The organism is Vibrio sp. 10N.261.52.C2, from assembly GCF_041471425.1.
Taxonomy (GTDB): domain Bacteria; phylum Pseudomonadota; class Gammaproteobacteria; order Enterobacterales; family Vibrionaceae; genus Vibrio; species Vibrio crassostreae_C.
This window is the reverse complement of sequence record NZ_JBFROH010000052.1, coordinates 17,462-44,338: the sequence shown is the minus strand read 5'-3', so window position 1 is coordinate 44,338 and position 26,877 is coordinate 17,462. Positions and strand designations below refer to the sequence as shown.

The following is a 26,877-nucleotide window of genomic DNA, read 5'->3' as shown; positions in this document are numbered from 1 at the left end:
TTCATATCTTATTTTCATCACTAGCCGATTAATATTTACATAGACACATATTTGATACATATGTCAATAATAATTCAATTAAAATTCTTTAATCAACACATCATGATAAAAATCATCCTTTCCCTATTTTAAATATCCCACCTTAAAATTTAATTATTTAAATTTCGTAACAGAATAAATTAAAGTCAATCATTCAACAAATATAATTAATTCTATCATTGATTACTTTAATTAAATCACCAAAACAATACGCCACATAAATTATATTAATATCACATAAAATGACATAATTTAATTTTATCATGAAAAATTCTGATAAATCTCACGCATCGATAAACCGAATGAATACCATCATAAGCTACATTAGAAACCTCTAAATCCAGTCGCTAAACCTACCGCGTAGAAGCTGTGAAATGGATAAATACCAAAACAAATGGATAAATCCCCCTTACCCCTTGTAAATCATTGGCTTTCATTTATAAATTCAACTTTTGGGTGAACATCTCCATAACCTTTCATTAAAGCCCAAATTCTGCGATTAGTATCAACATCTTGAGATAAAATGGTGACATTTTGGTTATATTATTTAGATCGAACTCTTGTGTTGAATGAAAATCCCAGCCATCACATATCCATCACACAAATATAATAACTATCGCTTAGGAGTTAAGCTATGCACTGTTCTTTCAATATAAATAACAATAATGAGAGCTTGCAACTAATCTACAATGAAGAAAAAATATACATAAAAAGAGACAGTAATAAGATATCAGAGGAAACTCTTAATAGTAAAGAGAGTTTTGTTTTCAAATACCTTATTGAACACTCGTCAATATCAAACCCTCAATCTGCACGAGATGTTGAAGAATCTTTTAAATTACACTTTGACGAAGAGTTTAGCTTATACGCGTTAAAAAATATTATTGCTTCTATAAGAAAGAAATATCGAAGCTTATGTAAGAAAGCGAAGGTAGATAATAATAGCGAACTTATCTCTAACCTTTATAAGGTAGGTTACTTTATCGATCTCGATAAAAGCTCAACCAACCGTATCGCACCTAAGTACGACATCAACCAGTTCAAGCCCAGCCAGTTCGAGATGTTGAAACTGATGTTCAACACCTATCATCGAGAGCTGATTAAGGCTCTGATAGCCGTGTTCACCATCTCTTCCTTTTTCCTATTCGTTGTCTACTTTTCCCAAATCCTTTATACGACGAAGATTGCGAATGAATACAGTGAGAACACCAAACACATTGCCGCAGAAGTCATGGACTACGGTTGCGATAGCCACGGGGCTGTGCACTCGCTAAGGCACTCGCTCAACCTTGATTCTGTCGTCATGACCACACCTTATGACTCCTGCTATATCTCTAAAACACGTTCTAAGATGATAGAGCTCAATCAATTAGACGACTTCTACGATAGTGCTGACTTTGCCTATTCACGCTTCATGGATACCGAGCACGACATTGAGATGGTTGCTCGAATATCTAAACGATCTATCGAAGCTCGATACAAGAACTCACTATTGCCTCTATTAGTCGATTCGATTTCCATCCAGAAGAATGGTTACCACATCTTAAACCTTGGCGAAGAGAGTAAATCTATCTATCAAACCTCCCTACCAACGGGTGCAACCATCACCTTCTACAGTGACGACATTGTTGCACTATGGATTGCGCTTTCTCTGATACTCGCCACCCTGCTTTATCGCTCCTATATTCTGGGTTTCGTGATCTACCTGTTTCGTTGGAAACACATCTCCTTTGAAGAAGAGCCGATCATCAACACCGAAGACAACTGCGTTCTCTACTACGAGTTGTTATCTCGTGTGCGTAACGTTGGCGTTTTAAGCTTCATCAACACCATGAGACGCACCAATTTACTCACCTTTCATACTATTTTACTCATCGAGGCAGTCAGAAAAGCGAAGTTAAACAACAGCCATGAGATCTATGGTGTCAACGTGTGTCCGAGTGCTTTGGTAGGGTCGAACTTCGCAAGGCTCAGAGAGCATTTAGCCGCGATGGAAGCGAATGAGTTTGTCGTAGAGATTACTGAATATTCGAACATTGGCTATGGGTGTGAGGTTATCGATAACATTAAGGATATCAAAAAGCTTGGTATCACTATCGCTCTGGATGACTTTGGTACGGGCAATAACAACATCGAAATCATCAATGTTATCTCTCCGGCCTATCTAAAACTGGATCGTTGCTTTGTTAAGGATATCGAGTCAGGAGAGCATCATCAGGGTGTATTGCTCAATATCTCGGAGATTGGACGCCTATCAAATATCACAATGATTTATGAAGGTGTCGAGACGCGTAGGCAGCAATATATCTTGTGTCAGTTAGGCTACAACTTACATCAAGGTTACCTGTATAGCCGTCCTAATGACTCAAAGGAGCAATAGGCCCAGCCTAATAGAAATCTTGATCAGCAACCATTCCCTATTCAAATAATCATCGCTTATACAACTGCTTGAGAGCCCACAAGGATGTAGGCTTCAAGTGCCCTCCCCACCAAACGTGCTTTATCTAAACATAAAAATACCCGATGCACTTTCATAAAATCCTTGCCAACTCGAATAAATAGGTTAGTGTTATACACATGTATATCACCATGCAGTTTTAATTATGACCGAATGGAAAGACGACCAGCCGATCTTTAGGCAGCTTGCCGCCAAGATCAGTGACCAAATTCTTCAGGGTGTTTGGCTAGAGCTACAAGCATTGCCCTCTGTGCGTGCGGTTGCCGCCGATCTCAAGATCAACCACCTTACTGTCATGAAAAGCTACCAGTTACTGGTGGATGAAGGCTTGGTAGAGAAAAAACGCGGCCAAGGCATGTATGTGGCCGAAGGGGCACTTCAAAAATTGAAAGAGTCCGCACACCAATCATTCATCAACACACAGATCCCAGCCATCGCTGAGACGCTAAGCATCATTGATATGAGTGTCGAAGAACTCGTGAAACAGCTAGCACAACATATAAAGGACAAGTCATGAGTACGTTACTTTCCGTGAAAAACGTAACCAAAACCTATTCAAATCAAGTGGGTGTCGAGAACATCAGCTTTGAGTTAAAACCGGGGCAAGTGCTTGGACTGCTGGGCCACAATGGCGCAGGTAAATCGACTCTGATCAAATCACTGCTTGGTGGACACAACTATCAAGGTGAGATTGAAGTAAACGGCTACCACCCTATCCACCAGCACGCAGAGCTCATGCAGCACTTGTCGTACATCTCAGATGTTAACGTGTTACCAGAGTGGATGACGGTTAAACAACTACTTCGATACACCCAAGGTGTACACCCTAGCTTCAACAAGCAAAAAGCAGAACAGACGCTAAGCAGCACCAACATCAAGCTCTCTTCGACTATCAAGCAGCTTTCTAAGGGAATGAAGGTACAACTTCACCTTGCGATCATCATCGCGACTGACACCCAAGTGTTGATCTTAGATGAGCCTACACTTGGCCTAGATTTACTGTACCGCGATACTTTTTATCGCCATCTACTTGAGTGGTTCCACGACGGCGAACGCGCCATGATCATTGCAAGCCATGAGGTTTCAGAGATTGAACATTTATTAACGGATGTTCTGATTTTAAAACAAGGCCATTGTGTGCTGCAAAAGAGCATGGAAGACATCGAAAATGACTATTTCATTATCAAAGTCGCAAATAACCATTCAAGCGAGATACAGAAACTCAACCCACTGACCTCGCAATCAGGCCTGGGCACCACTAAGTGGTTATTGGAAGGTCAATACAAAGCGCAGGTTGAATCACTGGGTAACATCTATAACGTTGGTCTCGCAGATCTATTCCTTGCAACACAGACGGAGAAGGCATAATGCATCCAAGTTTTTACATGCTAGAAAAAGAACTCATCGAGCACAAAATTAACACTCGATTGCCTCTGTTTGTCGCGTTATGTGGTTTCTTACTGTTCGTTAGTCTGTTCTTCAATGGCGCAGCGCAGCATGAGTTTTTCTTCGAAATGCAAGTGAACGGTGACGTGAGCGACATCCACAGAGAGTTCGCACAAGACCTCAACTCAGTGATCTACTTTGGCGCGGGCTTTATTTCACTGATCCTATCAACGCTTTACATCCCTAAAACGCTGCGTAAAGAGCGCCAAGAAGGCAGTTCGATGTTTTGGAGAAGTATGCCGGTATCTAACGCAATGACTCACGGTGTGAAACTCGGCTTCGGTTTAGTGGTGATTCCGGCTATCTGTGCATTGTTAGTACTGTTCGCAGATTTTCTATTCTGGATATTGAACGTCTCAAGTGAACAACAACTGGCGCTATTGGTTGAACAACAATCTCTGTTTTATGTGCTGAGCAACTGGGTCGTGTTTTTTGGACGAATGATGTTAGTTGCACTGGTTTTATTGCCACTGGCAACCGTCACTCTAGCGATTTCGCAGCTGGTAAACTCTCCATTGCTTGTCATTTTCATCTCAAGCTATGCGATTAAGTTCCTCTCTGTCGCAGTGTTTGGGTTCTATGGCATCAATGACTTCCTATCTCTCATCGCGTCATTACCAATGAATGTACTCATAGCAAGCAACCCATTAAGTGCGATTGCAGAAGCGCCGATTTTATCTTTAGGTATTTACGCACTAATCGGTGTTGGTGGCTATCTACTGAGCCTAAAGCTAAATAGAACGGACGATGTGAGCTTAAAGACGCTGTTCCAACGTTAGAGTCTATCCTAAGCACGAGCCTTTATCGGGCAGTCACATCAGATATCAAAATCTAAATCAAAGCTTCTGAGAAATCGGGAGCTTTTTTATTATCAAGACGTTAACGAGTACAGGGATGCGATAACAAGGAACAAGGAACAAGGAACAAGGAGCAAGGAGCAAGGAACAAGGAACAAGGAACAAGGAACAAGGAACAAGCTTTAGTTTGGGGTAACAGGTTTAACAAACGAAGGTAAACTTAGAGGGGGTATTAATGAGCTGACATTGAATTGCATTGTTGTTAATGCCTGCCAGCTCTTTGGGGATGATTTCGTTAGTCGCCGACCAGATGAAGGTCGTTGAGAGTGCTAATGAAATCAGTTTGTTGCATTTTGCATTTTATTAAGCTTTTCAGCTTTTAAAGCTTTACGATTTAAAGCTTATTTCTTTGATGCTTCTTTTGACGTGTCTTTCCAGTATTGGATACGAACGCGATGAAGCTGTGCTCTTCTCATTTTTTTCATAAGGGATATTTCCTTTTCTTTAACTGCTCTTCATGAGCTATTTTTATTGCCAACCATTCGAATCTAACGGTGTTTGATGCCCAGATCAATGATACAAATCACAAAATATATAGAGTTTTGAGTACCATTTACATCAAAGTATGACCTAGATATCAACTATGGCTCAATTCAATCCTATGAGCCGCTGTTCAAAATTAAGGTTAGTTCTCTCAGATGACAAATTCATTTCAGTATCAATACAGTTCAATGATACTAATTTAATAGACCGGACCAACGCGGATTTAGTTCCAGTGTCTTGTCATTTATTGATTACATCGCCCCAATGTTACGGTGTAACTATAAATGCATTCAATGTGAGCAAATAATCGCCACATTAGCCTATACGTCACAACATCAAAATGGGATTATGTTTGTAACGGATAAAGCTTTTGATAGAAAAAATCCGTAATGGACCAAATTAAATAGACGTAATTAAATGGACGTAATTATGAGTAAAGTAATTCTGCAAGGGCATATTCTAGTGCCAGACAACGACCTAGAAGCAGTGACACATGCCTTGGTTGTGCACAAAGAACTGACACTAGAAGAACCTGGTTGTATTGTGTTTCGAGTCAGTCAAAGCACGCTTCAACCTAATCGCTTTGAAGTGTATGAAGAATTCACTAGCCGAGAAGCATTCGAAATGCACCAACAGCGAGTAAAAGCCTCTGAATGGGGTGAAATCTCCCAGAACGTGACACGTCATTACCAAGTCACTGATGTTCCGACATCATAATGATACATCCGCTAGCCAAACGCATCGTCACGTTGATCAAACAAGATCCCTTACGAATGAAGGTTTTAGACTGTGTCGCTCAGTTGGATTTGCCGCAGTGTTATGTCGCTGCGGGCTTTGTGAGAAACCTCGTTTGGGATCACCAGCATGGTTATGCCTCCCCGACTCCATTCAATGATATTGATGTGATCTACTTTGATCCCATTGATACCTCTTACGAATCGGATCTTAGATACGAGGCTCAGCTTAAACAACGGTTACCCGAACTGAATTGGCAAGTTCGCAATCAAGCCTACATGCACACTAGAAATGGGGATGAACCTTACCAAGGCTCATTGGATGCGATGAGTTATTGGCCAGAGAAAGAAACCGCCGTCGCCGTGAAACAAAGCCTCCATGGAAACATCGAGTGTATTTCTGCCTTTGGCTTAGAGAGTTTGTTTGATTTGCAAATCACACCCAATCCAAAGCGTAGCCGAGATATCTTTGATCAAAGAGTGCAATCCAAAGGTTGGCTAACCCAGTGGCCCAAGTTAACGATGAGTCACAGTTAACTAGCAGTCGAATTCAAACGCTAAAACCATTGACTAAAAGTCCAATCAGATCGAACATGCCCCACTTCTCAAACCAAACGCGCACTTCACCAACTGCTGCGCCCTCGTCATACTGAGTAACGATCATGAACCCACAATATATGCTGCAAGCACTTGAAGCTTCGCGCCAAGCCCTACCCGATTGCCAACCAAACCCGCCAGTAGGCTGTGTTTTGGTGAAGAACGATAAGGTGGTGTCTGTTGGGTACACGCAAAAAGTCGGCGGAAACCACGCCGAGGTTGAAGCACTGAATAGTTATAACGACAAAACGGACGGAACAATGGAGGGGGTTACCGCTTACGTAACTTTAGAGCCATGCTCTTTTGTTGGCAGAACTCCCGCTTGCGCCAATACATTGGTTAAAGCAGGTGTAAAACACGTAGTCGTGGCGATGCTAGACCCAGACCCTCGCAATAATGGTCGTGGTGTTGCGATCCTTGAATCGCACGGTGTGAAGGTAGATGTGGGGTTATGCCAAGCGCAAGTGAGCACCTTTTTAGCCCCTTACCTTGGTAAGTCCTAGATCTTAAACAGCCAGTATTAGTTCAATTTCACTCGATAAAGCGGATTGACTGGCTTATCGACAAAATACGACCAAATATGATCGTAGACGGCATGTTGGTTGGGGAACGGCGCTAACGCTTTTGCTTCTTCTAAATTACACCAGCGGTACTCGGTGTGTTCGTCATTCAGTTCAATCGCTTGGTTGGGTGGGCATAGCACCGCAAACACAGGGATTAGCTGAATCACATTCACGTGCGCCTCATAAAACTGCTCCAGAAACTGCGCGTTATACAAAGCTTCCACTTTAATTTGGGTCTCTTCTTCAAACTCGCGCATGATAGCCTGCCAGCCTGTTTCACCCGCTTCAATCGAGCCTGCGACGTGACACCAAAACTCACCTTTAACACGCTTCATTAATAGCATTTTCATTTGTCCGTCGCTCTCTGAAATAGCGACACCGGAAACAATCGAAGTATTGAGTGGAATCATAACGTTATCTTAGTTTTAATAAGAGGGCGGCAAGGCTACCACCCTTGGTTTGTTAAATTGTCTTCTATGATTAAAAACGAGAAGTTACTCATCAATTAATGGCGTTCAAGCCATAACTCATAGGCTCGTCGCTTGGCTATCCAGTAATAGAACTATTTCTTATTTGAGGCGCTTTTCGATAAAGAGTAGAATCGCCGCCTTGTACTGTGTTTAACGTCTCTGAACATACACAGTAGACTCACAACCATTTATCACCACGATATAAGTATTAATACGACTATGCACTCATCAAAACCAACGCACGACTCAGAAAACAGCCACACACCTGAGCATTGCTTCACTCGTTTTCAACAGCCGATCGAGTCATATTCGTTGCCTGAGCGTTTCACATTCCCGTTCTACTACGAACCGCACCCATTGTGTGAAATCGCTTCTCATCAGCTTCAACAATATCTAGAAACTCAAACCGACTGGCAGCATGACTTCGGACTTGATACTGACGCTGGTCGCGGCAAAATGTTTGGTGTGTTATTGGTGAAAAGCCCTGAAGGTGAATTGGGGTACTTCTCTGCTTTTTCAGGGAAAATCGCCGACCAAAACCTACTGCCTCACTTTGTACCGCCCGTGTTCGACATGCTCAGCAGCGACAGCTTTTTCCATCAAGACACAGCCGACATGATGGCTGTCAACGCTGAGTTTAAAGCGCTGCAAGCAAATACTGAATACCTTGAATTGTGCGAGCAACTGGCACAGCAAAAAGCGCAAGCCGAGCAAGAGATTGAAGCTCAACGTCTATTGATTATTGAAGGCCGAAAAACGCGTAAAGAACAACGTGAACAAGGTAAAGAAAACCTTGATGAGCAAGCTTTCGAACAGCTAAATAATGAGCTAAACAAAGCCAGTGTTGCCGACAAGAACCAGCAGAAGTACCTAAAACTTAACTGGGAACAGACCCTGCAAGTGTTGCAAGCTAAAGTTGATGTGTTCAACACTCAACTGGCTGAGCTAAAAGAGCAAAGAGCACACATTTCTCATCAGCTTCAACACAAGTTGTTTTCACAATACGCTTTCCAAAATGCGGAAGGAAACGTTGAAGACCTTAACCAAATCTTTGAAAACACGCCAAACAAGATACCACCAGCTGGCTCTGGTGAATGCGCTGCGCCTAAATTGCTGCAATACGCGTACTTACATGGTTACACGCCACTGGCATTGGCTGAATTTTGGTGGGGCCGCTCTCCAAAGTCGGAAATCCGCAAGCACAAGAAATACTACGCTTCTTGTCAGAGTAAATGTGTGCCGATTTTAGGCCATATGATGAAAGGCCTAGAAGTCGATCCAAACCCATTGCTAGAGAACCCAGCAGAAGGCAAAGAGCTGGATATTCTGTTCCAAGATGAGCACATCGTGGTAGTACACAAGCCAGCAGGTTTTCTATCCGTGCCGGGTAAAACCATCAAAGATTCCGCCTACACACGTGTTCAAGAAATGCATCCCGATGTTGAAGGCCCATTTGTGATTCATCGCTTAGACATGGCGACCTCTGGCATTCTAATCTTCGCTCTCACACGACGTGCGAACAAGAGCTTACAGAAGCAGTTCATTACTCGTGAAGTCGAAAAGCGTTACGTGGCAATGGTTGAAGGCGTTCTAACAAAAAATGAAGGCTATGTTCGACTACCATTACGTGGTGATTTGTATGACCGCCCTCGTCAAATTGTCTGCTTCGAACACGGCAAGCCAGCAGAAACCAAATGGGAAGTGATTGAGCGAAACGGGCAAACCACTAAGGTTTACCTGCATCCTAAAACAGGGCGTACACACCAGTTGCGTGTTCACTGTTCACACCAAGAAGGCCTTAACATGCCTATCGTCGGTGACGGCTTGTATGGCAATAAAGCCGACCGATTGCACTTACACGCAGAAAGACTTGCGCTGCACCACCCAGTCACCAAAGAGTGGATGGAATTCCAGTTCGACGCTGAATTCTAAAATCTCTCATTAGTACCGAGCTTTGACAAGGAGTCACAACCGCTTGTGGCTCCTACCTCTTTTGGGTATATATCCACGCTTATTGCACTACATCAAGATTCACTTTGTTGTGAAGAGTAGCATGCCCACCTTCTTCTCTCCTTGAGGCCTTTGATATGTCATCAGCTGCTTTGAATTTACAACCTAACAAACTGACTTCCCCATTAATTGCAACTCAAGCACCAAGCTTGAAGCCAATTACATCCAAAAAGCCAGACTTAAACTCGGCAATGCTTAACTTAATTGAAGAAGTTAAAAACGAACTCCCACTTTACGAGTCAGAGACGTTTATCTGTGGTCCAAAAGGAAATTGCTCGGGTTGCTCTAAGAAACTACTTGAGATGGTCGACAGCGAGTTAATGTATTGGGAGCACAGTATTTCCATTGGCCAAGGCCCTAACTTCGAAGAACTGCGCCGCTTTGGTAAACTATGCAGCAGCGTTCGACGTGGTTTAGAGCGTAACGGTTTAGTCGAAAAACGCCCAAAGAAAAGATAACAAGCCAAGTCGATAATCATTACAATGTGTCGCTGGCGATTACAAGCTACCCTGATTGGGCTGGAAACCTATATTTACATGCTTATATTTCAGATCCGACCTTGCATTAAATTACCCATACAAAACGAGAGAAAAGTCACAATGTGGCGTTAATTTCGTATCAAAATAGCACACGGTAACCGATATTACCGCCACTTAATCACACGCCTATAGAACCAAGAATGTTTCGCTCCATTTTTACTTTTTTGATACTTATTTTTAGTACTTGCCAAATAACTTACGCTGAACCTTTAAGATTGCCAGGTAAACCGAATGACAAAAAACTGCACCTTACTTTGGTTCAAGAAATTGTTAATCGCTCGAGCCGATTCGATGAAATCGAGTTTGTCTATCAAGCAACAGGGGAACCTGCTCAATCAAGAGTTATGGCGGATTTAGAGTCGGGAGAGATTGACCTTTATTGGTCAGCGACCAGTCTCGACATGGAAAAACGCTTTGCTCCAATATTGTTCCCTATATATCGAGGAATGCTTGGTATGCGAATCGGATTAATTCATGAAAAAGATAAACAATTACTCGCAAACGTAAGATCTAAAGCGGATTTCACGCGCTTTAAAGTTTGTTCAGGGAAAACATGGCCAGACACATTCATTCTTGATGCCAATGGTATAAAAACCGCTAAATCGCTTAAATATCCAAATATTTTTGAGATGATGCTTGCTGGTAATCGGTGCCACTTGTTTGCTCGTGGTGTCATGGAACCATTTGCAGAAATGCAATCATACCCAGAACTACCTTTAGCTGTTGATAGTCATGTCATGCTCCGCTATCGCATGCCATATATGCTCTTTGTCCAAAAAGAAAACACAAAACTTCAGCAACACATCACAGAAGTGGTTGAAGAAATTTTCGCTGATGGCACCTATGAGAAACTCTTTTTCGAAGACTCCGAAGTAAGAATGGCGCTCTCACGGGCCAACCTTTCAGAGCGAACTATTATCGATCTTGAAAATCCATATCTGACCGAAGACACCCGCTCTATCCCAGAAAAATATTTCTTTGATCCGCTTGCCAACTGAGTACATTTTTATGAACCAAATAACAAAAAAAATGGTTTTACTGATCGCTGCAGTGATGCTTATTGTTGCTGCTATCGCTTTGCCAATCCAATTTATGATTAACCAATCAAACGTTACTGATAAATCTTCACAAGAAATCCAGCGTATAACCTCTGAATTAAGTGTGATATTGCAAGAACCTGTTTATGCATACGATAAGACACTGATACTTAATATCATTGAAGCGTATTCAAATAATGACGTAATCGCAAACATTCAAGTGCTCGATCAAAATAACAACATATTAGGTAGTGTTAATCCACGTGACATTGATGAATCCTCATCGATGGCTATTTCATGGGATTCATTGCCTATCGGTAAAGTTAATGTTGGTTTTAACCATGATGTGACGAATGCTAATTTAATGAACTCTATGCAACTTGCGATTAGTATTTTGCTTTGCATATTTATTGCTAGCCTGATTCTGATTTCCATAGTCCTCGATAGAAAAGTCGTCAGGCCCATCAAAAACATGGCTGATTCAATGAATGAAATTGCTTCTGGTGGAGGAGACCTCACTTCACGTGTTGCGGAAGTAGGCAATGATGAAGTCACATCACTTGCGAAAGCATTCAACCAATTCGTTGCTACTATTCAATCTATCATTCTCGAAACATCGAACACGACCAAACTGTTGGATAAGAGTGGCCACGGTATATCGCAACTACGTGATGAAATGAACCAACAAAGCCAACGACAATCTTTGTTAACTCAAGAAAGTTTGCACAGCATTGAGCAATTTGATTTAGCAACCAAAGAAATTGCTGTTCATACGGAAAATACGCTGTATCAATCAAATGATGCACTCGAGCTTTGTCAGCAAAGTGGTCACACAATCGATATCAATGAACGTAATATTGATGACTTGGTCGTAAGTCTGGAAAGTGCAGCGGAATGTGCGAATTCACTAAAAGTAAGCAGTGATGATATAGGTCGAGTGATTGTAGTCATCAAAGCGATTGCGGAACAAACTAATTTATTGGCATTGAATGCAGCTATTGAAGCGGCACGGGCCGGTGAGTCTGGCCGTGGTTTTGCGGTTGTTGCGGATGAAGTGCGCTCATTAGCGTCTAAAACCCATGATTCAACCAATGAAATTGAATCTATTATTGAACGCCTACAAAAAGAAGCAAACGAGTCATTTGTTGCAACACAGAGCTCGAAAGCTTTAGTGGAGCAAACAAAAACCAGCGCAGATGAAATACAGCAAGCACTATCGAGCATTATCTCTTCCGTAACGTCCATCAATGGCATGGTAGATTCTGTTGCATCCGCCTGCGAAGAGCAGTCAAACGTTAGTTCAAAAGTCGCAAATGACATGCAGTCTCTTGATAGTAGTGCAAAAGAACTAGTTAACGTGAATGACGATTTGGCAAACGTATCCAATGATATCTTGACGCAAACTACTGTCCTCTCCACTCAGATTGCTAAATTTAAGTTCTAAGTATACCCTCAAGCCAGCATAGGTACTTGCTGGCTTGAACCTTTCAACTCGATATTAAACATTTAGAGGTCACAAATCCTTGCTGATTTTAGAGCTTTGAGATAACTAATCATACAAAACCTAAAGATACTATCACACCAATTAAAAACCTATTTTGGACAACGGGAGCCACCTTGAAGAGACCACAACCAGTACTGGGAAAGACCGGTATGCTATTTTTTCTCGTCATAATAAGTGCTTTCCCTCCATTGACCATCGACCTTTACTTACCTGCGCTTCCGCAGATGGTCGAGGTGTTTAATACTGACCGATCAATGGTCAACCTAACCCTGAGCAGCTACTTCGTTACTTACGCCATCGGTCTTTTGTTCTGGGGGCCGCTCAGCGAAAAATTTGGTCGTAAGCCGATCCTATTAATTGGATTAGCGAGCTATATGGTCGCGAGCATATTGTGCGCGATGACCAATAGCATCGAACAGTTGATTAGTGCTCGTGTATTCCAAGCCTTTGCTGGCAGTGCTATCACCGTTATCGCTACCGCCATTGTCAAAGATCTTTATGACGGCCGAGAACGTGAAAAGATCATGGCGACTATCATGTCACTGGTGATCATCGCGCCAATGGTTGCGCCTGTATTTGGTGCCTTTCTACTGAAAATTGCTTCTTGGCGAATGATGTTTGTCACGCTCGCCATTTTTGGTGCATTTGCGTCAGTATTAGCTTGCTGCTACCGAGAAACACTCGAAAACAAATACCAAGGTTCTATATTCCGATCATGGGGAAGAATGGGCGTGGTCATGAAAAACCGCTCGTTCGTCAAGCTGCTGGTCATTTTCTCTATCATACCGATGGCGTTGATGGGCTTTCTTGCGGCGGGTTCTTATATCTACATCGATCACTTTGGATTGACCGAACAACAGTTTAGTTACGCGTTCGCATTCAATGCACTGTGCGCCTCATTTGGTCCAACAATTTACATGAAGTTGTCCTACCGAATGCCGGTTCAAAAGGTCATCTCAGGATGTTTTGCTTTATTAGCGCTTGCGGGAATCTTCACCCTAACCATTGGCGACCTGTCCCCTTGGTTCTTCATGTTCATCGCTGCACCAGCGACATTAATGGCGATCATCATGCGAGTACCGGGGACCAACTTGATGTTGAATCAACAAGATCATAACACGGGCTCTGCCGTCGCACTGATACAGTTCTTCAGCATGATTTGTGGCTCGCTTGGCATGGTATTAGTTTCAATCCGCCCAGAGTCACTGATTGAAAACCTAGGCTTTATCCAATTATCCATCGGTACGCTAGGCGGCCTGATGTGGCTAATGGTCAGAAACAAAGAGTTCGTGACTAATAAGCTGAATTAAAGCTCTCAAGCCTAATTGTCATTCACACTACAATAAACTTGAAAACCGCTATAACGAAATTAGAAACCGTCTACATAGGCGGTTTTCTTGTATTTGAAGACGTACATTGAATTTTCAAGCCATGAGTTTCACGCACAAAAAAGCTCCTATTAAGGAGCCTTCTTATCAGAGCCAGTGAGCACTCAGTTTGGTCAATTGTTACTAAGCTTGAGCCACTTGACGTGCTGGGTGTTTAATAAACACAGCAACCACAGCCACGATTGCAAGAGCAAAACAGTAGTAAGAGTTAGCTACAATATCCAAAGGCGATAGGTTAAATACCGAACCTAACAGCAATACCTGCGCACCGTAAGGCAACACGCCTTGAATCACACAAGAGAATATATCCAACAAGCTTGCAGAGCGGCGTGGAGATACATCGTTCTCTTCAGCTAATTGGCGAGCCACACTACCAGAAACAATGATTGCTACGGTGTTGTTTGCCGTACATAGGTTCACCATTGATACCAAGCCTGCAATGCCTAGCTCACTTGCGCGGCCATTCGCTTGCTTAGAGTGAGAAGAACCAAATGCACGAATCAAACCGCTCACTAAGTTAGTCAGAAATGCTAATCCACCTTGGCGACGCATCAGCTCACTCAAACCACCAATCAGCATCGACAGTAAGAAGATCTCTTGCATGTTGCCAAAGCCTGCGTAGATATCTTGAGCGTAATCCGTCATACCGTAGTTCTCAATAGAACCTAGGCTCACTCCACCCGCTAGCAAGATACCAATCGTCAACACAACGAACACATTCATGCCCGATACCGCAAGGATTAGGATAGTGATGTACGGAAGGACTTTCAGCCATTCAATTGGGCCTGTTTCAGAAACTTGAGTTGCTGTGCTGTTGAAAGCAAAGATAACAATCGCGATAAGTGCAGCAGGAAGTGCTATACGGATGTTCTCTTTAAACTTGTCTCTCATCTCACAGCCTTGCGAGCGAGTCGCGGCAATCGTGGTATCTGAGATGATAGAAAGGTTGTCACCAAACATAGCGCCACTTAGCACTACGCCAGCGGTTAGAGGAATACTCATACCAGCTGAGTCAGCAATGCCTAGTGCAACAGGAGCAACCGCAGCGATAGTACCCATAGAGGTGCCCATTGCTGTCGCAATGAACGCCGAAATAAGGAAGATGCCCGGTAGGATCATGCTCGTTGGGATAGCCGATAGACCAAGGTTTACCGTCGCGTCCACGCCACCAGAAGCTTTAGCCACAGCAGCAAAAGCACCCGCCAATAGGTAGATCATACACATTGCGATAATGTCTTTGTGACCCACGCCACCTAAGAACTGCTCAATCGCACGGTTCAATTTATCTTTGCTCAATAGCAACGCTAACATCACAGCAGGCAGAGCCGCAATCGGAGCTGGAAGTTGATAGAAAGCAAAATCGACGCCTTGTAGCGACAGGTATGTACCCACGCCAATAAACAGCGCAAGGAAAACGATCAGAGGGATAAGCGCCACTGCAGAAGGGGCAATTACCGCGTTAGAATTTTTTGAATTGGACATGGAACGACAACACAATAGAACAGGAAGGTGAGCAGACTAATGTCACACTTAGAACTTGTCAACGTCTAGACGTCTAAACGCCTAATTTAATGCAAAGTAATAAGAACCCTATTGAGCATCACGTAATAAAAAAGGCTATTTACTCATCAGTAAACAGCCTTTCGATAACAGATAGTGCGTCGCTTGAGGTTAGCGTTTCTGCTTGAACGTCACTTGGTATTCGCCAATGCCTTCGTAGTGGAAGGTCGTTGGCTTATCGAATTCCATTTCCACGATACCGCAGTAAGAGCCCGTGATAATGGCTTCACCCGCTTGGAAATCAACACCACGACGCGTCATGTAGTTAATCAACCAGTAAATTGGGCTTGGTGGCAGTGTATTCGGGTGCTTACCGTCGAATGCTTGAACTTGCTCGCCTTGAGTCACTTCAATGCTGATCTCTGCAGAAGTGAACGCTTTTTCGCGATCAATCTCAGGGCCAATGAACAGACCTTGGTTTACTAGGCCATCGGCCAGCTTTTCATAGAACTCAGCGCCGCTGTCATCCGCAAAACGAGATTGCATTAACTCAAGTGCCATGTGACAAGAACCAATCGCTTCGTTGATTTGCTCTTCGCTGTAGCCTTCTTGGTTTGCAGGCAGACTCTTAGCAAGAGTAAATGCAATTTCAGGCTCAACACGCACTACATCGTTGTCTGCAAACAGTTCACAAACTTCGCCTTGTTGAACGCTGCCCGAGAAGATTGGCGCAACAACAAACTTGTCTTCAGCCAGAGGAAGTAAGCACTTCCAACCGCCGACTTTATCGCTTTTCAAATCGATCATTGAAGATTGGATCTTTAGCGCATCTTCCAAGTTATTCGGACGGTACTGTTCGTCCAATCTTGGTGCTTTGGTGCCAGCAACGCGACGACTCAACAGTTCTTCAGCTGCTTGCTTAAATACATTTGTCATATAATACCACCTTTAGTTTTATGACCAGTATAATATCGGATTTTTTAAAGCTTGAATAGACAATTCAACAACGGTGCTACACCGAAAATTCAGCTATAAATTTTCGCATATTCTAGACGCAAACAACTGAAATAATTTTGATTTAAAGACAACAAAAGCCAGTAAGTTCGTTACTGGCTTTTCGATGTGTTACTGATGTTCAGGCTTTACTGCCCTTTCAACGTCTTCTTCAAATTCTGCATGAAGTTTCTGAAGTGAGGCATGAAATCAACAAACAGAGGGTGTTTTCTATCTTGCATCATCAATGGGCCTAACAAGCGAATGCTCACTCCTAGTCGCGCTGCTGATTGCTCGTCTAAGCCGCTGTCATGTTTGATCTTCTCAACAATCGCGAACATATCTTCTCTGTCTTCAATTTCAAACTGCATGGTTTGAAGTTCACGATCTTCTTTGATGTTCACTTCTTCGATAGTGATACGGTAGTTATTGTGTTTGCCTGTGAATGCTTTCATTTGGACCTCCTAAAATGCTTAAAAAGTGTTTTGGTTAGCTCTTCATGAATCGTTCGAGCTTAGGTTTAACCGTCATCGACATCACGACCATGATCGCAAGGCCAATGGGAAGTGCGGCAATAAATCCATTAAACCATCCACTGGTAAACGCCGATGTATCCGAAAATCCAATATTATTTGCCGCTGTTACAAATGCCATCATGGACTCCATAATGAATGCCATGATCAGTCCTACGATCAGGTTGCGAACTTTCTCGCTATAAGTTGTGAACACTCTAGCAACGGCTTTAGTGACTAAAGCCATCATCACCGCGCCCATTGGCATCATGATCACGACAACAAGGGCTAACGAAGAAAGCCAGTTGCCAATAAATGCCTCGCCGAATCCGACATTCATGTAAGTCATCACAGCCGTTAAACTGCCGCCAATCGTCAGCATTAAGCTCATCATGACCAAAATTTTGTATAAAACCGGTGTGCCTTTTTGCTCAGGAAGAGTTGGCGTTAGAGTTGCTTGAATCGTCATATCTATTTCCTGTCTTGAATTTACGAACAATTAAGTTGATAATGTCAACTATAAATACAGTAGTTGATAATGTCAACTACATTTCTAAGGATCGTTTATGTCTGATAACACATCGCTAGAGTCTATCTTTCGTTTAGTGCACTCTTTGAAACGTCAAATGAGCGAACAGATTGAGAGCTTAGACTCAGAGATCGCACCTATGAACATTCGTGTCATGAAGATCATCACTAAGAAATCTCCATGTACCGCTATCGATATCGCACACTTCCTAGATCGTGATAAAGCACAGGTCACTCGGCTTATTAATGCTTTGATCAACCAGGAACTTGTGAAGAAGTCTCCGAACCCGGAAGACAAGCGCAGCCAGTTATTGGTTCTGACTGATAAGGGTCAAGAGATCATGAGTAAGGTCTCGGATATCGATCGAGATATGCTGAAGAGAATGACCAAAGGCATGGCCGAAGATGAGTTAGAACAATTCAGAAAAATTGCGAAGAAAATGGCGCTGAACTTAGAAAGCTGATCTTCAAAATAAAACGAAAAAACGCCACCGAATCATAAGATCGGTGGCGTTTTTTGTATAAGTTGGGTTGTACAGCTTAGTGGTTTAGCTATGTCTATTTGGATGACAGCTCTAATTCGATGCTAGTTTCCACCATGCCTGAACAGGTACCGGCTCTGAGATCACCAAACGTTCACCCATCACCGGGCTTACCATTTGTACATCTCGCTCTTTGCTTATCGCCAGTGCTTGTTCCATTGGGTCTTGCCAATCATGCATAGAAAGGTCGAAGGTACTGTTGTGGATTGGCATCATCACCTTACCTTGCAGATCAATGTGCGCCTGAACACTCTGTTCTGGGAACATATGAATATCCGCCCAAAGAGAATTATACGCGCCCGTTTCAACCATGGTTAAATCAAACGGCCCATAGCGCTCACCAATCTCTTTAAAGCCGCTGAAGTAACCAGAATCACCGCTAAAGAAGACTTTCTTGTCTGAAGCGTTAATAACCCAACTACCCCACAGTGTTTGGTCACGATCAAGCAAGCCACGTCCAGAGAAATGCTGTGTCGGCGTTAACGTGAACTCAATGTCTGAGGCCGTTGCCGATTCCCACCAATTTAATTCGATGATCTTCTCTTTATCCACGCCCCACTTTTCCAACAGTGCGCCCACTCTTAATGGCACTAAGAACGTCCCCACTTTGTCGGCGAGCACCTTAACGGCACCTTTGTCTAAATGGTCGTAGTGATCGTGGCTGATCACCACCACATCAATATCGGGTAGGTCTTGCAATGTGATTGGTGTCGGATGAAAGCGCTTTGGTCCCATCCATTGCACCGGTGATGCACGATCACTGAACACAGGGTCAGCCATCACTAGCTTCCCATCCAGTTTCATCATCACACTGGAGTGACCTAAGCGGTACGCAACGTCGTCTTGTTCTTCGATCAATTGCTCAGATGTCATTGGAATCAAAGGCAATGCAGCGCGCGGCACTGGCTCGTTTCTTTCCACAGTCACGTATGCTTTCAAGATTGAAAAAATATCAGACATACCCGATTTGTATTCCAACTCACTGTTAGCAAACTTCTTTGGAAGCTTATCTAGATTGTCGTTTGATTGTGAACCTGTGCTTACGATAGCGACCACGGCAAGTACTCCTAAAATCGGTAATAGATATTTTTTCATTGGTCTCTCTTCATCGGTTGGGATAGACCCAACACATAAACTACACCGACTAGTTTACATACCAAAACCAAAAAGTAAACCGATGAGTGTAATTTTTGATTTATATAGACGTGAGCGTGCCAAAGTCGATTTTGGAAAAATCAACTTTGGCAACGAGTTAACTTAGTTATTTAACTAGTAAGAAAGGTTAATCAGCAGACCATACATTCTTGAAATCTGGCCATCCCCAGTTGGTGATGGCAACGTTTTTCAGAATCCCTTGGAAACGAACGGTCTGTAAGTGATGGAACATAGGCACTAACCAATAATCTGAGATCAGAGTGGACGCGATAGGTTCTAACTCTGCCAAGTAATTAGGCAGTTCAACGGATGCTTTATGACTATCCAAGCGCTGCTTGAGCCAATCGCTGTTCATCTCTCCCAAAGCAGAGTGCAAAACAGGATCGTTCATCATCCACGAGAACAGCGAAGACGGAGCATTATCATCGAGGTTGAGGTTACACAACACCAGATCCTCCTTTAACTCGCCACTCTGAGAGAGCTGCGCCAACTCTCGAAAACTGTAGGTGTTCACCTCAACTTCCACGCCATATCGTTTGAGTATGTCGGATACGCAAATCGCACATCGATACAACGCATAATAGTCGTAAACCGCTATGCTCATCTTTTTCGGCAGTTGTGTCTCTTTCGAAGGCGTTCGATACAATTTCTGCCAACTTGGCAGTATATTTTGAGCTAAAGAGACACTAAACAAACCCTTGTTGTGTTCCAGCTGAGACAAAATCGCTTGTGGGTTGGTCAGTTCTGAAAGGTATTTGCGCTGTTCATTATTTAGTGGGCTAGCCGCTGAGTTCTGATTGAATAGGATAAACAAACACCCATCTTCGACTCGGCTACGAAGGCCGTCTGTGTCTGCTGAAACAAGGTCCGCATCGCTTTTCCCTAACTGATGGAAGCAAGAAGAATCTTCATATGGCGATACGTGCATTTGGCTGTCATCGAATCGAGCAGTGCCCGTCATTGATTCCTCAAACTGCCAGATGGTCACCTCATCGGTTAACGAGCGACAACCATAATAGTGCTCAAATGCGGCGAGCTTGATTCGTTCATTGTTGGTCTCAACCACTTTAAATGGGCCGGTTCCAATAACAGCGTGGGATACAGAACTTAATGGAGACGGTTCACGGGTGACTTGCGCTGCGGGTTGAATCGAATATTTAACGCCAGCAAGTAAACCAGCAAAGCCGGTATCTGCTTTGGTGAGTTGAAAGCTGATCCTCAATGGCTGCTCACTGTAAACTGAAGCGACATGGGCGAGCTCTGTCTGATAGAAAGGTAAAGTTTGCAACGCAGAAAACATCGAAACTAATTGCTTAGCATCCACAGGCTGTCCGTCATGGAAAGTAAGTCCCGGGCGCAGATAAAAAGTCCAAACGAGCTTTTCAGCATCATATTGCCAGTGATGCGCCAGCTCAGGCTTCAACTCCCCTTTGCCATTACAAGTCACTAAACAACTGAACACTTGCCTGATCAAAAATCGTTCACTACTACGGTGAATATGGTGCGGAAACAGATCTTCGAACTTACGTTTGTAGGTTAATTGGACGTGCAGTAACCCTTCACGCATCGTCGCACCGGATGTTTCTTGGAGAAGAGAGCCAAACACTGCGCGGTCATTATCCAAAATAGAGAGCGCTTTTTCGTACTTACCCTGCTCTATCAGCTTGCTGGCAACATGTTGAGTCAGTTGTTGATTGCTAAAGCGCAATGTCAGGTTAGAACGTTGATTCCTGCCGACTTTTGGCTCCCACACCACCCATTCAGCTTGATGCATCTTGCCGAGTAAGGTTCGTGCATGGCGCAAACTGGTAAACAGCTTGTCTGCCACCTCAGTCAAAGTCACCGAATGTGAGATGTTAGGCTCAAACGAATCCAGCCGAGTGTAGTAACGCATCATGTTTAGATCAGACAAATAATGAACCTTTTAGAAACAACCCTTCCTCATAAAGCCGATTATAAAACACATTTGTCTCTAAGTGACGATAAAAGACAAAAACAGGAACAACTTACCAAAAAACCGTCTGTTTATTACTTCCTGTTAAATGACCATAATTAATGGGTCAGCAAGGAACTTTGAGTTCCCACCAAAGCCTAATACAAGAGAAGTAATCATCATGAGAAAATACTATCTTAATAAGCTAAAAAGCACCTGTAGCAAGCTCGAAAGAGAAGCACTACGAACACTTATAGAGCTATGTAACTGGCGTTATTAGTACACTTTTAAGCACCGAGTTAACGCGAGTTGAGTACAACCTAATATGCTCCTACCCCCAATATGAGTTAGGTCTCAACTCGCTTTTCCATTCCAAATCCCCTCTCAACCCAGTTGTACCAATCACTCACGCATTCGATAAATTTCTGTTGTCGACTCGACAAATTTAATTCGTTTTCTTAGTTAAACGAAAAGCCTTAAGGTTCGCCCCGAAGCAAGCAAGGAGCCTCAGAAAAACTGAAAGCTCAGCTAACAACTAATTTATTTGCAGTTACCAATCAGGTATTAACTAAGGAAACGCCATGCGTATCGCAATTCTTTCTCGCAACGAAAATCTATACTCTACTTCTCGCTTAAAAGCGGCTGGAGAAGCACGTGGTCACCAGGTCGATGTTATCGACACGCTGCACTGCGATATAGATATCGCGAGTAACAATCCGAAGATTCGCTACATGGGTGAAGAGCTACCTCAATACGATGCTGTTATTCCACGTATTGGCGCTTCCATTACCTTTTACGGAACTGCGGTTGTTCGCCAATTCGAAATGATGGGCACTTTTTGTATCAATGAGTCAGTTGCAATCAGTCGTTCTCGCGACAAACTGCGCTCACTACAACTGTTGTCTCGCAAAGGTATTGGCTTACCAAAAACAGGTTTCGCTAGCCGCCCAGATAAGATTCAAGACTTGATCAAAAACGTAGGTGGCGCGCCACTGGTTATCAAGCTTCTTGAAGGTACTCAAGGTATCGGTGTGGTTCTAGCTGAAACAAACAAAGCAGCAGAAAGCGTTATCGAAGCATTCATGGGCCTAAAAGCGAACATCTTGGTTCAAGAGTTCATTGAAGAAGCAAATGGCGCAGACATCCGTTGTTTTGTTGTTGGCAACAAAGTAATTGCAGCGATGAAGCGTCAAGCTGGTGAGGGTGAATTCCGCTCTAACCTGCACCGTGGCGGTACAGCTCAACTGGTTAAACTAACCAAAGAAGAGCGCGCTACAGCAATCAATGCTGCGAAAATCATGGGTTTAAACCTATGTGGTGTTGATATTCTACAATCTAAGAATGGCCCTGTTGTAATGGAAGTTAACTCTTCTCCTGGCCTAGAAGGTATTGAGAAAGCGACAGGTAAAGATGTAGCAGACATGATTTTCGAATTCATCGAAAAAAATGCAAAACCAAACGCTAACCGTACTCGTGGCAAAGGCTGATTTAACGCCGTTAACTCATGATTGGAAATGACATGAACAATAAAATGATCATAGGGAATACAGAAGCACTTTGCTTACCAGAGTTAGGGATAACTGGACTACATACACGTGTTGATACAGGGGCTAAAACCTCTTCTCTACACGTAGACAATCTACTATGTGTAAAAACAGACGGTGAGAACTTCGTTGAATTCGATCTTCACCCAGACGTTTACCACCTAGAAGAGACAGTACGCTGCAAAGCGAAGCTGAAAACAAGTAAAAGAATCAAATCATCGAACGGCGAAGTTGAACACCGTTGTGTGATTGAAACCATGCTAAAAATCGGCGGTCAGGAATGGCCTATCGATATCACGCTAAGCAACCGTCAAGATATGACTTATATGATGCTGCTTGGTCGTCAAGGCATGAGTGACAAAGTGATTGTTGATCCAGCGGGTGAATTCCTGCTGACTCACTAATCAGAGTCATCGTAACCGCTCCACAGGTTATAACTAAATAAGGCCAGTCTCATGACTGGCCTTATTGCTATCTATTTTTCAATTTCTACTTTCAGCTCTGAATACACGACTTTGCATTCAGACTTCTGATCTATTTCTTCGATTTACTATGAGATTGAAAACCAAATAGCCAAATCGATAACAGTAATTTCTTGGTTTTGATTTTGGTTACCCGCCAATGTGTCACAGGTCTTCTTGGCGCACTCATCAACAGATGTTCAAAAGCTTTCTGACTGAAATCGACTTGCCCGCCATGTGCCACCAGCAAGGTATCGAGCTGCATGTCATAAATGCGCGATACAGACGCTCGATACTTATTAGGGTGAAAGATAGGAAACGGCGGAATCAGTTTTTTCTTAACCTCGACCATCAAGTCGGCCACATAAGCCACGCTGTGTGATGGGCAATAAACAGAAAGATCTCTGTCGGTATGGCCCGGGGTTTCTAGAACCAACCAATCATCAAATCCCGGAATGCTATCCCCATCAGACAGTTTAAAATCAGGTTTTAATTTCCTTGAATACCACAAGTTCGCTTTCGGTTTTCCCAAACGGTTCGCCATCCACCTAGCAAGCGCTAAGTCGGTCAGGTGCATCAAAATGCCATCAATGCCGTGATACCAATCCTTGTCTCGGTTTGCTGCCACCAAATGACAATTAGTGAGCTTTCTGAGCGTATGTGCTGCCCCTGCGTGGTCCGGATGCATGTGCGTCACAACCACAGTATGTAGGTCGCTAAATTCACGGCCAAGCTCATCTTCAATGAAAGCCCTAAGATGGGGTATATCCGCACGGCACGCACCATCAAGTAACAGCAACCTATCGGGATACTCTACGAGATACATGTCTTGGATATAGCCTTTGATGGTATGGAGTTGCAAAACCGCTCCTTGTGATAAAACAACTGGTCAGACCTACACAATAGCAAATTCGACTTAAATTGTGATCATTTTGTTAAAAACAACAATCTAAAAACGGATCGAGAACTCGAATCAAGATTTCTATTGGAATCCACTAAATCACTCAAATTCAATGTTACTCAAATCCAATTCAACTCAATGCAACGGGAACAGATTCCAAAGATAGCCATCCATTTCATCCGATATTTTTCAGCATTATCGAATGCCTGCATTGCCGTAAACCTTGCTCTATAGGCCTTGCGATTCTAACTGCTAACACCATTTGTCGTAACGACAAAACATGTGATTTGTTGACCTAAGTTATTAGGACTATATATGCGCCTCTAATTTATTGTCTGAGTGCTATACATGAACCAATTAATCGATGCTCTTTCTACCCAAGGTTATTTCGTTTGGGATGACTTCTTAACTCAAGAAGAAGTGGTGGCATTGAGGGATTGCATTCCAGAGAACTGGAAAAAGGCTAGGATTGGCCGTAACGATGAAGTAACGCGAGAGTCGACCATCCGTAGCGACAAGATTCAATGGGTGCGCCGCGATATGGGTCAGCCAGCATCTCTGTTTCTAGACAAGATGGAACAAATTCGTTTAGCGGCAAACCAAGCGTTCTTTTTGGGCCTGTTCGAATACGAAGCGCACTTTGCTAAATACGAGAAAGGCGACTTCTACCAGAAGCACTTAGACTGTTTCAAGGGCAATGAGAACCGCCGTCTGACTACCGTGTTCTACATGAACGACGAGTGGACAGAAGACGACGCAGGTGAGCTTGTGGTTTACGATCTAAAAGACAACCACATCGCGACCATTCCACCAAAGTCAGGCCGCTTATTTGTGTTCTTGTCTGAACAGTTCCCACACGAGGTACTGCCGACCAACACAGAGCGATTCAGTATTGCAGGTTGGTTCCGCATTAACGGCGTGAAAGACAACCAACTCGATATCGCACACTAAAACAAAGCCGATTGTTACAAGCTCTAGCTTATTCAAAGCCTCTCCTTCGAGAGGCTTTTTTATTGAACAAATGCCGATCAAATATCGGTCAACAAACCTCTCAAAAACCGTACGTAGTAAATATCAAAACCATCAATAACTTTTCTCTTAAATGAAATCGAAATGAATCTTTCATATCAGTGAAACGGTTTAGCCACTTAAGTGAAATACGCCCTGTTCAAGATAGCTTCAAACGACACCCCTACCGTCTCGTTAACACTCTAATCCAATACCTCGACATCGATTTCATCCAAAAGGAAACGAAGATGAATAAGCTAATTTTGGCAGGCGTTCTTTCTGCGACAGCGGCAATGCCAGCGTTCGCAACGACTCAAGTCACTTGGTGGCACGCAATGGGCGGCCAGCTTGGAGAAACAGTAAACAAAATTGCGACCGACTTTAATGCATCACAAGATGATTACCAGATCACGCCAATCTACAAGGGGTCATATACAGAGACCTTAACAGCCGGTATCGCGGCATACCGAGCAGGTGAAGCACCCAATATTCTGCAAGTCTTCGATGCAGGCGCAGCAACCATCATGAACGCGAAAGGCGTCGCGAAACCGGTACAGGATATTCTGGTTGAGTCGGGCTACAACTTTAATTCAAACGACTACCTAGCGGGCGTTCGTAACTTCTATGCCGACAACCAAGGCAAGATGGTTGGTATGCCTTTCAACAGTTCGACACCGGTTCTTTACTACAACAAAGATCTTCTCGCGGAAGTGGGTGCAGACGCGCCTAAAACTTATGAAGAACTAGAAGTGGTCGCTAAGAAGCTGAAGGCAGAAGGACACATCGCGTTTTCTCAATCTCTGACACCGTGGATCATGTTCGAGAACTTTAAGTCTCGCCACAATCTACCGGTCGCAGATCAAAACAACGGCTACGATGGCTTGTCCACTAAGATCATGTTCAACACCAAAGACATGATGATGCACGTTAGCAAGATGAAAGAGTGGTCAGATCTCGGTTACTACAAGTATTACGGCAGCGACTGGGATGCAAACCAAACCCCTTTCGAGCGCCAAGAAGTGGCGATGTGGATGGGTTCTTCAGGCTCATTCGGTGGCTTACGTAACCGCGTACCTTTCGAACTCGGCACCACATACCTTCCATACTGGAAATCGGTTAACCCAGACGCAGGCTTAACCTTCATTGGCGGCGCAGCTCTGTTTGCACTCAATGGCCATGACCAACAACAAGACAAAGGTGTAGCAGCGTTCTTTGATTACCTGACTAAGCCTGAAACTCAAGTCTACTGGCACAAAACCACTGGTTATGTACCTGTAACAACGGCTGCCTATGAGCTAGCGAAAGAGTCTGGCTACTACAACGAACAACCAGATGCAGAAGTGGGCGTTAAGCAGCTAAGCCTAAAATCGGGCGAGTGGACTAAGGGCTACCGCTTAGGTTACTACCCTCAAATTCGTGAAGTGATGCATCGTGAATTCGACAATATCTTCGCTGACCGATCTAGCGTCGAGAATAGCCTAGATAAAGTCGAAGATGAGAGCAGCAAACTGCTGAAACGCTTCGCTCGTACTATGAACTAATTTAGCTTTTTAACCAAAGCAGATTACTGAGCTAAAGGCTTAACAAGCCCAAGCCGTTCATTGCTCCTCACCACTTGTCACTGCGTTATTAAAAACGCAATGGCAAGGAGTGAGGAGATTCTTCACTAGCGCCA

Annotated in this window: 25 protein-coding genes; 17 read left to right on the top strand and 8 right to left on the bottom strand. The window is 43.5% G+C overall.

Translation table 11 applies throughout. The annotated features are described in order from the left end of the window. Nucleotides 1-673: 673 nt before the first annotated feature. The 7 genes from AB4307_RS18605 (at nucleotide 674) to AB4307_RS18575 (ending at nucleotide 7,117) form a co-directional block, all read left to right on the top strand. A complete protein-coding gene (locus AB4307_RS18605; protein WP_372132900.1) occupies nucleotides 674-2,419 on the top strand; it encodes an EAL domain-containing protein in 1,746 nt (581 codons plus the stop codon). Nucleotides 2,420-2,642: 223 nt separating this feature from the next. Further along, entirely contained in the window at nucleotides 2,643-3,014 is a 372-nt protein-coding gene (locus tag AB4307_RS18600) for a GntR family transcriptional regulator (RefSeq protein WP_017060587.1), read from the top strand. After that, nucleotides 3,011-3,865 (top strand): ABC transporter ATP-binding protein, encoded by an 855-nt coding sequence (locus tag AB4307_RS18595; RefSeq protein ID WP_372132897.1) that lies wholly within the window; start codon nucleotides 3,011-3,013, stop codon nucleotides 3,863-3,865. The genes AB4307_RS18600 and AB4307_RS18595 overlap by 4 nt, the downstream gene beginning before the upstream one ends. Beyond that, nucleotides 3,865-4,722, top strand: coding sequence for a hypothetical protein (locus tag AB4307_RS18590; protein ID WP_372132895.1), 858 nt, complete (start codon nucleotides 3,865-3,867; stop codon nucleotides 4,720-4,722). The genes AB4307_RS18595 and AB4307_RS18590 overlap by 1 nt, the downstream gene beginning before the upstream one ends. Nucleotides 4,723-5,712: 990 nt before the next feature. Further along, complete coding sequence (locus AB4307_RS18585; protein WP_017060584.1) at nucleotides 5,713-6,000, top strand: putative quinol monooxygenase; 288 nt, start codon at nucleotides 5,713-5,715, stop codon at nucleotides 5,998-6,000. Continuing rightward, the gene (locus AB4307_RS18580) at nucleotides 6,000-6,554 is read left to right on the top strand and encodes a nucleotidyltransferase family protein (protein WP_108207690.1); all 555 of its coding nucleotides are present in this window, start codon (nucleotides 6,000-6,002) and stop codon (nucleotides 6,552-6,554) included. Before AB4307_RS18585 ends, AB4307_RS18580 begins: the two co-directional genes overlap by 1 nt. Before the next feature lie 125 nt (nucleotides 6,555-6,679). Further along, nucleotides 6,680-7,117, top strand: a complete 438-nt coding sequence (locus AB4307_RS18575) for a bifunctional diaminohydroxyphosphoribosylaminopyrimidine deaminase/5-amino-6-(5-phosphoribosylamino)uracil reductase RibD (protein ID WP_372132892.1) — start codon at nucleotides 6,680-6,682, stop codon at nucleotides 7,115-7,117. A 17-nt stretch (nucleotides 7,118-7,134) separates the two neighbouring features. On the opposite strand, the gene AB4307_RS18570 is transcribed toward AB4307_RS18575, so the two are convergent. Beyond that, nucleotides 7,135-7,587, bottom strand: a complete 453-nt coding sequence (locus AB4307_RS18570) for an NUDIX hydrolase (RefSeq protein WP_372132889.1) — start codon at nucleotides 7,585-7,587, stop codon at nucleotides 7,135-7,137. 279 nt (nucleotides 7,588-7,866) lie between these two features. On the opposite strand from AB4307_RS18570, the gene AB4307_RS18565 reads away from it, so the two are divergent. From AB4307_RS18565 to AB4307_RS18545, 5 genes are all read left to right on the top strand, one after another. Beyond that, nucleotides 7,867-9,579, top strand: a complete 1,713-nt coding sequence (locus AB4307_RS18565; RefSeq protein ID WP_372132887.1) for an RluA family pseudouridine synthase — start codon at nucleotides 7,867-7,869, stop codon at nucleotides 9,577-9,579. A 155-nt stretch (nucleotides 9,580-9,734) separates the two neighbouring features. Beyond that, the gene (locus AB4307_RS18560) at nucleotides 9,735-10,115 is read left to right on the top strand and encodes a hypothetical protein (protein WP_017060579.1); all 381 of its coding nucleotides are present in this window, start codon (nucleotides 9,735-9,737) and stop codon (nucleotides 10,113-10,115) included. A 221-nt stretch (nucleotides 10,116-10,336) separates the two neighbouring features. Next, entirely contained in the window at nucleotides 10,337-11,194 is an 858-nt protein-coding gene (locus AB4307_RS18555; protein WP_102394170.1) for a transporter substrate-binding domain-containing protein, read from the top strand. Next, nucleotides 11,175-12,677, top strand: coding sequence for a methyl-accepting chemotaxis protein (locus AB4307_RS18550; RefSeq protein ID WP_240698620.1), 1,503 nt, complete (start codon nucleotides 11,175-11,177; stop codon nucleotides 12,675-12,677). The genes AB4307_RS18555 and AB4307_RS18550 overlap by 20 nt, the downstream gene beginning before the upstream one ends. 173 nt (nucleotides 12,678-12,850) lie before the next feature. After that, on the top strand, nucleotides 12,851-14,047 hold the full coding sequence (locus AB4307_RS18545; RefSeq protein WP_524540949.1) for a multidrug effflux MFS transporter: 1,197 nt from the start codon (nucleotides 12,851-12,853) through the stop codon (nucleotides 14,045-14,047). Nucleotides 14,048-14,248: 201 nt separating this feature from the next. On the opposite strand, the gene AB4307_RS18540 is transcribed toward AB4307_RS18545, so the two are convergent. The 4 genes from AB4307_RS18540 to AB4307_RS18525 form a co-directional block, all read right to left on the bottom strand. Further along, the gene (locus AB4307_RS18540) at nucleotides 14,249-15,607 is read right to left on the bottom strand and encodes a Na+/H+ antiporter NhaC family protein (RefSeq protein WP_372132881.1); all 1,359 of its coding nucleotides are present in this window, start codon (nucleotides 15,605-15,607) and stop codon (nucleotides 14,249-14,251) included. 189 nt (nucleotides 15,608-15,796) lie between these two features. Then, on the bottom strand, nucleotides 15,797-16,561 hold the full coding sequence (locus tag AB4307_RS18535; RefSeq protein ID WP_017069213.1) for a hydratase: 765 nt from the start codon (nucleotides 16,559-16,561) through the stop codon (nucleotides 15,797-15,799). Between the two features lie 206 nt (nucleotides 16,562-16,767). After that, nucleotides 16,768-17,073, bottom strand: a complete 306-nt coding sequence (locus AB4307_RS18530; RefSeq protein WP_017060575.1) for a DUF3861 domain-containing protein — start codon at nucleotides 17,071-17,073, stop codon at nucleotides 16,768-16,770. A gap of 34 nt (nucleotides 17,074-17,107) precedes the next feature. After that, the gene (locus tag AB4307_RS18525; RefSeq protein WP_372132878.1) at nucleotides 17,108-17,599 is read right to left on the bottom strand and encodes a DUF2798 domain-containing protein; all 492 of its coding nucleotides are present in this window, start codon (nucleotides 17,597-17,599) and stop codon (nucleotides 17,108-17,110) included. 97 nt (nucleotides 17,600-17,696) lie between these two features. Here AB4307_RS18525 and AB4307_RS18520 point away from each other — a divergent pair, with 97 nt between their 5' ends. After that, nucleotides 17,697-18,122: a MarR family winged helix-turn-helix transcriptional regulator gene (locus AB4307_RS18520; protein ID WP_372132876.1), complete on the top strand. Its 426-nt coding sequence runs from the start codon at nucleotides 17,697-17,699 to the stop codon at nucleotides 18,120-18,122. A 111-nt stretch (nucleotides 18,123-18,233) separates the two neighbouring features. On the opposite strand, the gene AB4307_RS18515 is transcribed toward AB4307_RS18520, so the two are convergent. After that, nucleotides 18,234-19,295, bottom strand: a complete 1,062-nt coding sequence (locus AB4307_RS18515) for an MBL fold metallo-hydrolase (RefSeq protein WP_372132874.1) — start codon at nucleotides 19,293-19,295, stop codon at nucleotides 18,234-18,236. 187 nt (nucleotides 19,296-19,482) lie between these two features. Beyond that, the gene (locus tag AB4307_RS18510) at nucleotides 19,483-21,267 is read right to left on the bottom strand and encodes an SgrR family transcriptional regulator (RefSeq protein WP_248641787.1); all 1,785 of its coding nucleotides are present in this window, start codon (nucleotides 21,265-21,267) and stop codon (nucleotides 19,483-19,485) included. Between the two features lie 602 nt (nucleotides 21,268-21,869). Here AB4307_RS18510 and rimK point away from each other — a divergent pair. Further along, nucleotides 21,870-22,775, top strand: a complete 906-nt coding sequence (gene rimK / locus AB4307_RS18505) for a 30S ribosomal protein S6--L-glutamate ligase (RefSeq protein WP_019824669.1) — start codon at nucleotides 21,870-21,872, stop codon at nucleotides 22,773-22,775. Between the two features lie 32 nt (nucleotides 22,776-22,807). Beyond that, a complete protein-coding gene (locus AB4307_RS18500; RefSeq protein ID WP_019824668.1) occupies nucleotides 22,808-23,236 on the top strand; it encodes an ATP-dependent zinc protease family protein in 429 nt (142 codons plus the stop codon). A 130-nt stretch (nucleotides 23,237-23,366) separates the two neighbouring features. Here AB4307_RS18500 and AB4307_RS18495 read toward each other — a convergent pair whose 3' ends face one another. Further along, a complete protein-coding gene (locus AB4307_RS18495) occupies nucleotides 23,367-24,155 on the bottom strand; it encodes an MBL fold metallo-hydrolase (RefSeq protein WP_372132871.1) in 789 nt (262 codons plus the stop codon). Nucleotides 24,156-24,542: 387 nt separating this feature from the next. On the opposite strand from AB4307_RS18495, the gene AB4307_RS18490 reads away from it, so the two are divergent. Together AB4307_RS18490 and AB4307_RS18485 are read left to right on the top strand one after the other, a co-directional pair. Beyond that, nucleotides 24,543-25,145, top strand: a complete 603-nt coding sequence (locus tag AB4307_RS18490) for a 2OG-Fe(II) oxygenase (protein ID WP_050621773.1) — start codon at nucleotides 24,543-24,545, stop codon at nucleotides 25,143-25,145. A 305-nt stretch (nucleotides 25,146-25,450) separates the two neighbouring features. Further along, the gene (locus AB4307_RS18485; RefSeq protein WP_048612845.1) at nucleotides 25,451-26,743 is read left to right on the top strand and encodes an extracellular solute-binding protein; all 1,293 of its coding nucleotides are present in this window, start codon (nucleotides 25,451-25,453) and stop codon (nucleotides 26,741-26,743) included. The last annotated feature ends 134 nt before the right edge of the window (nucleotides 26,744-26,877 follow it).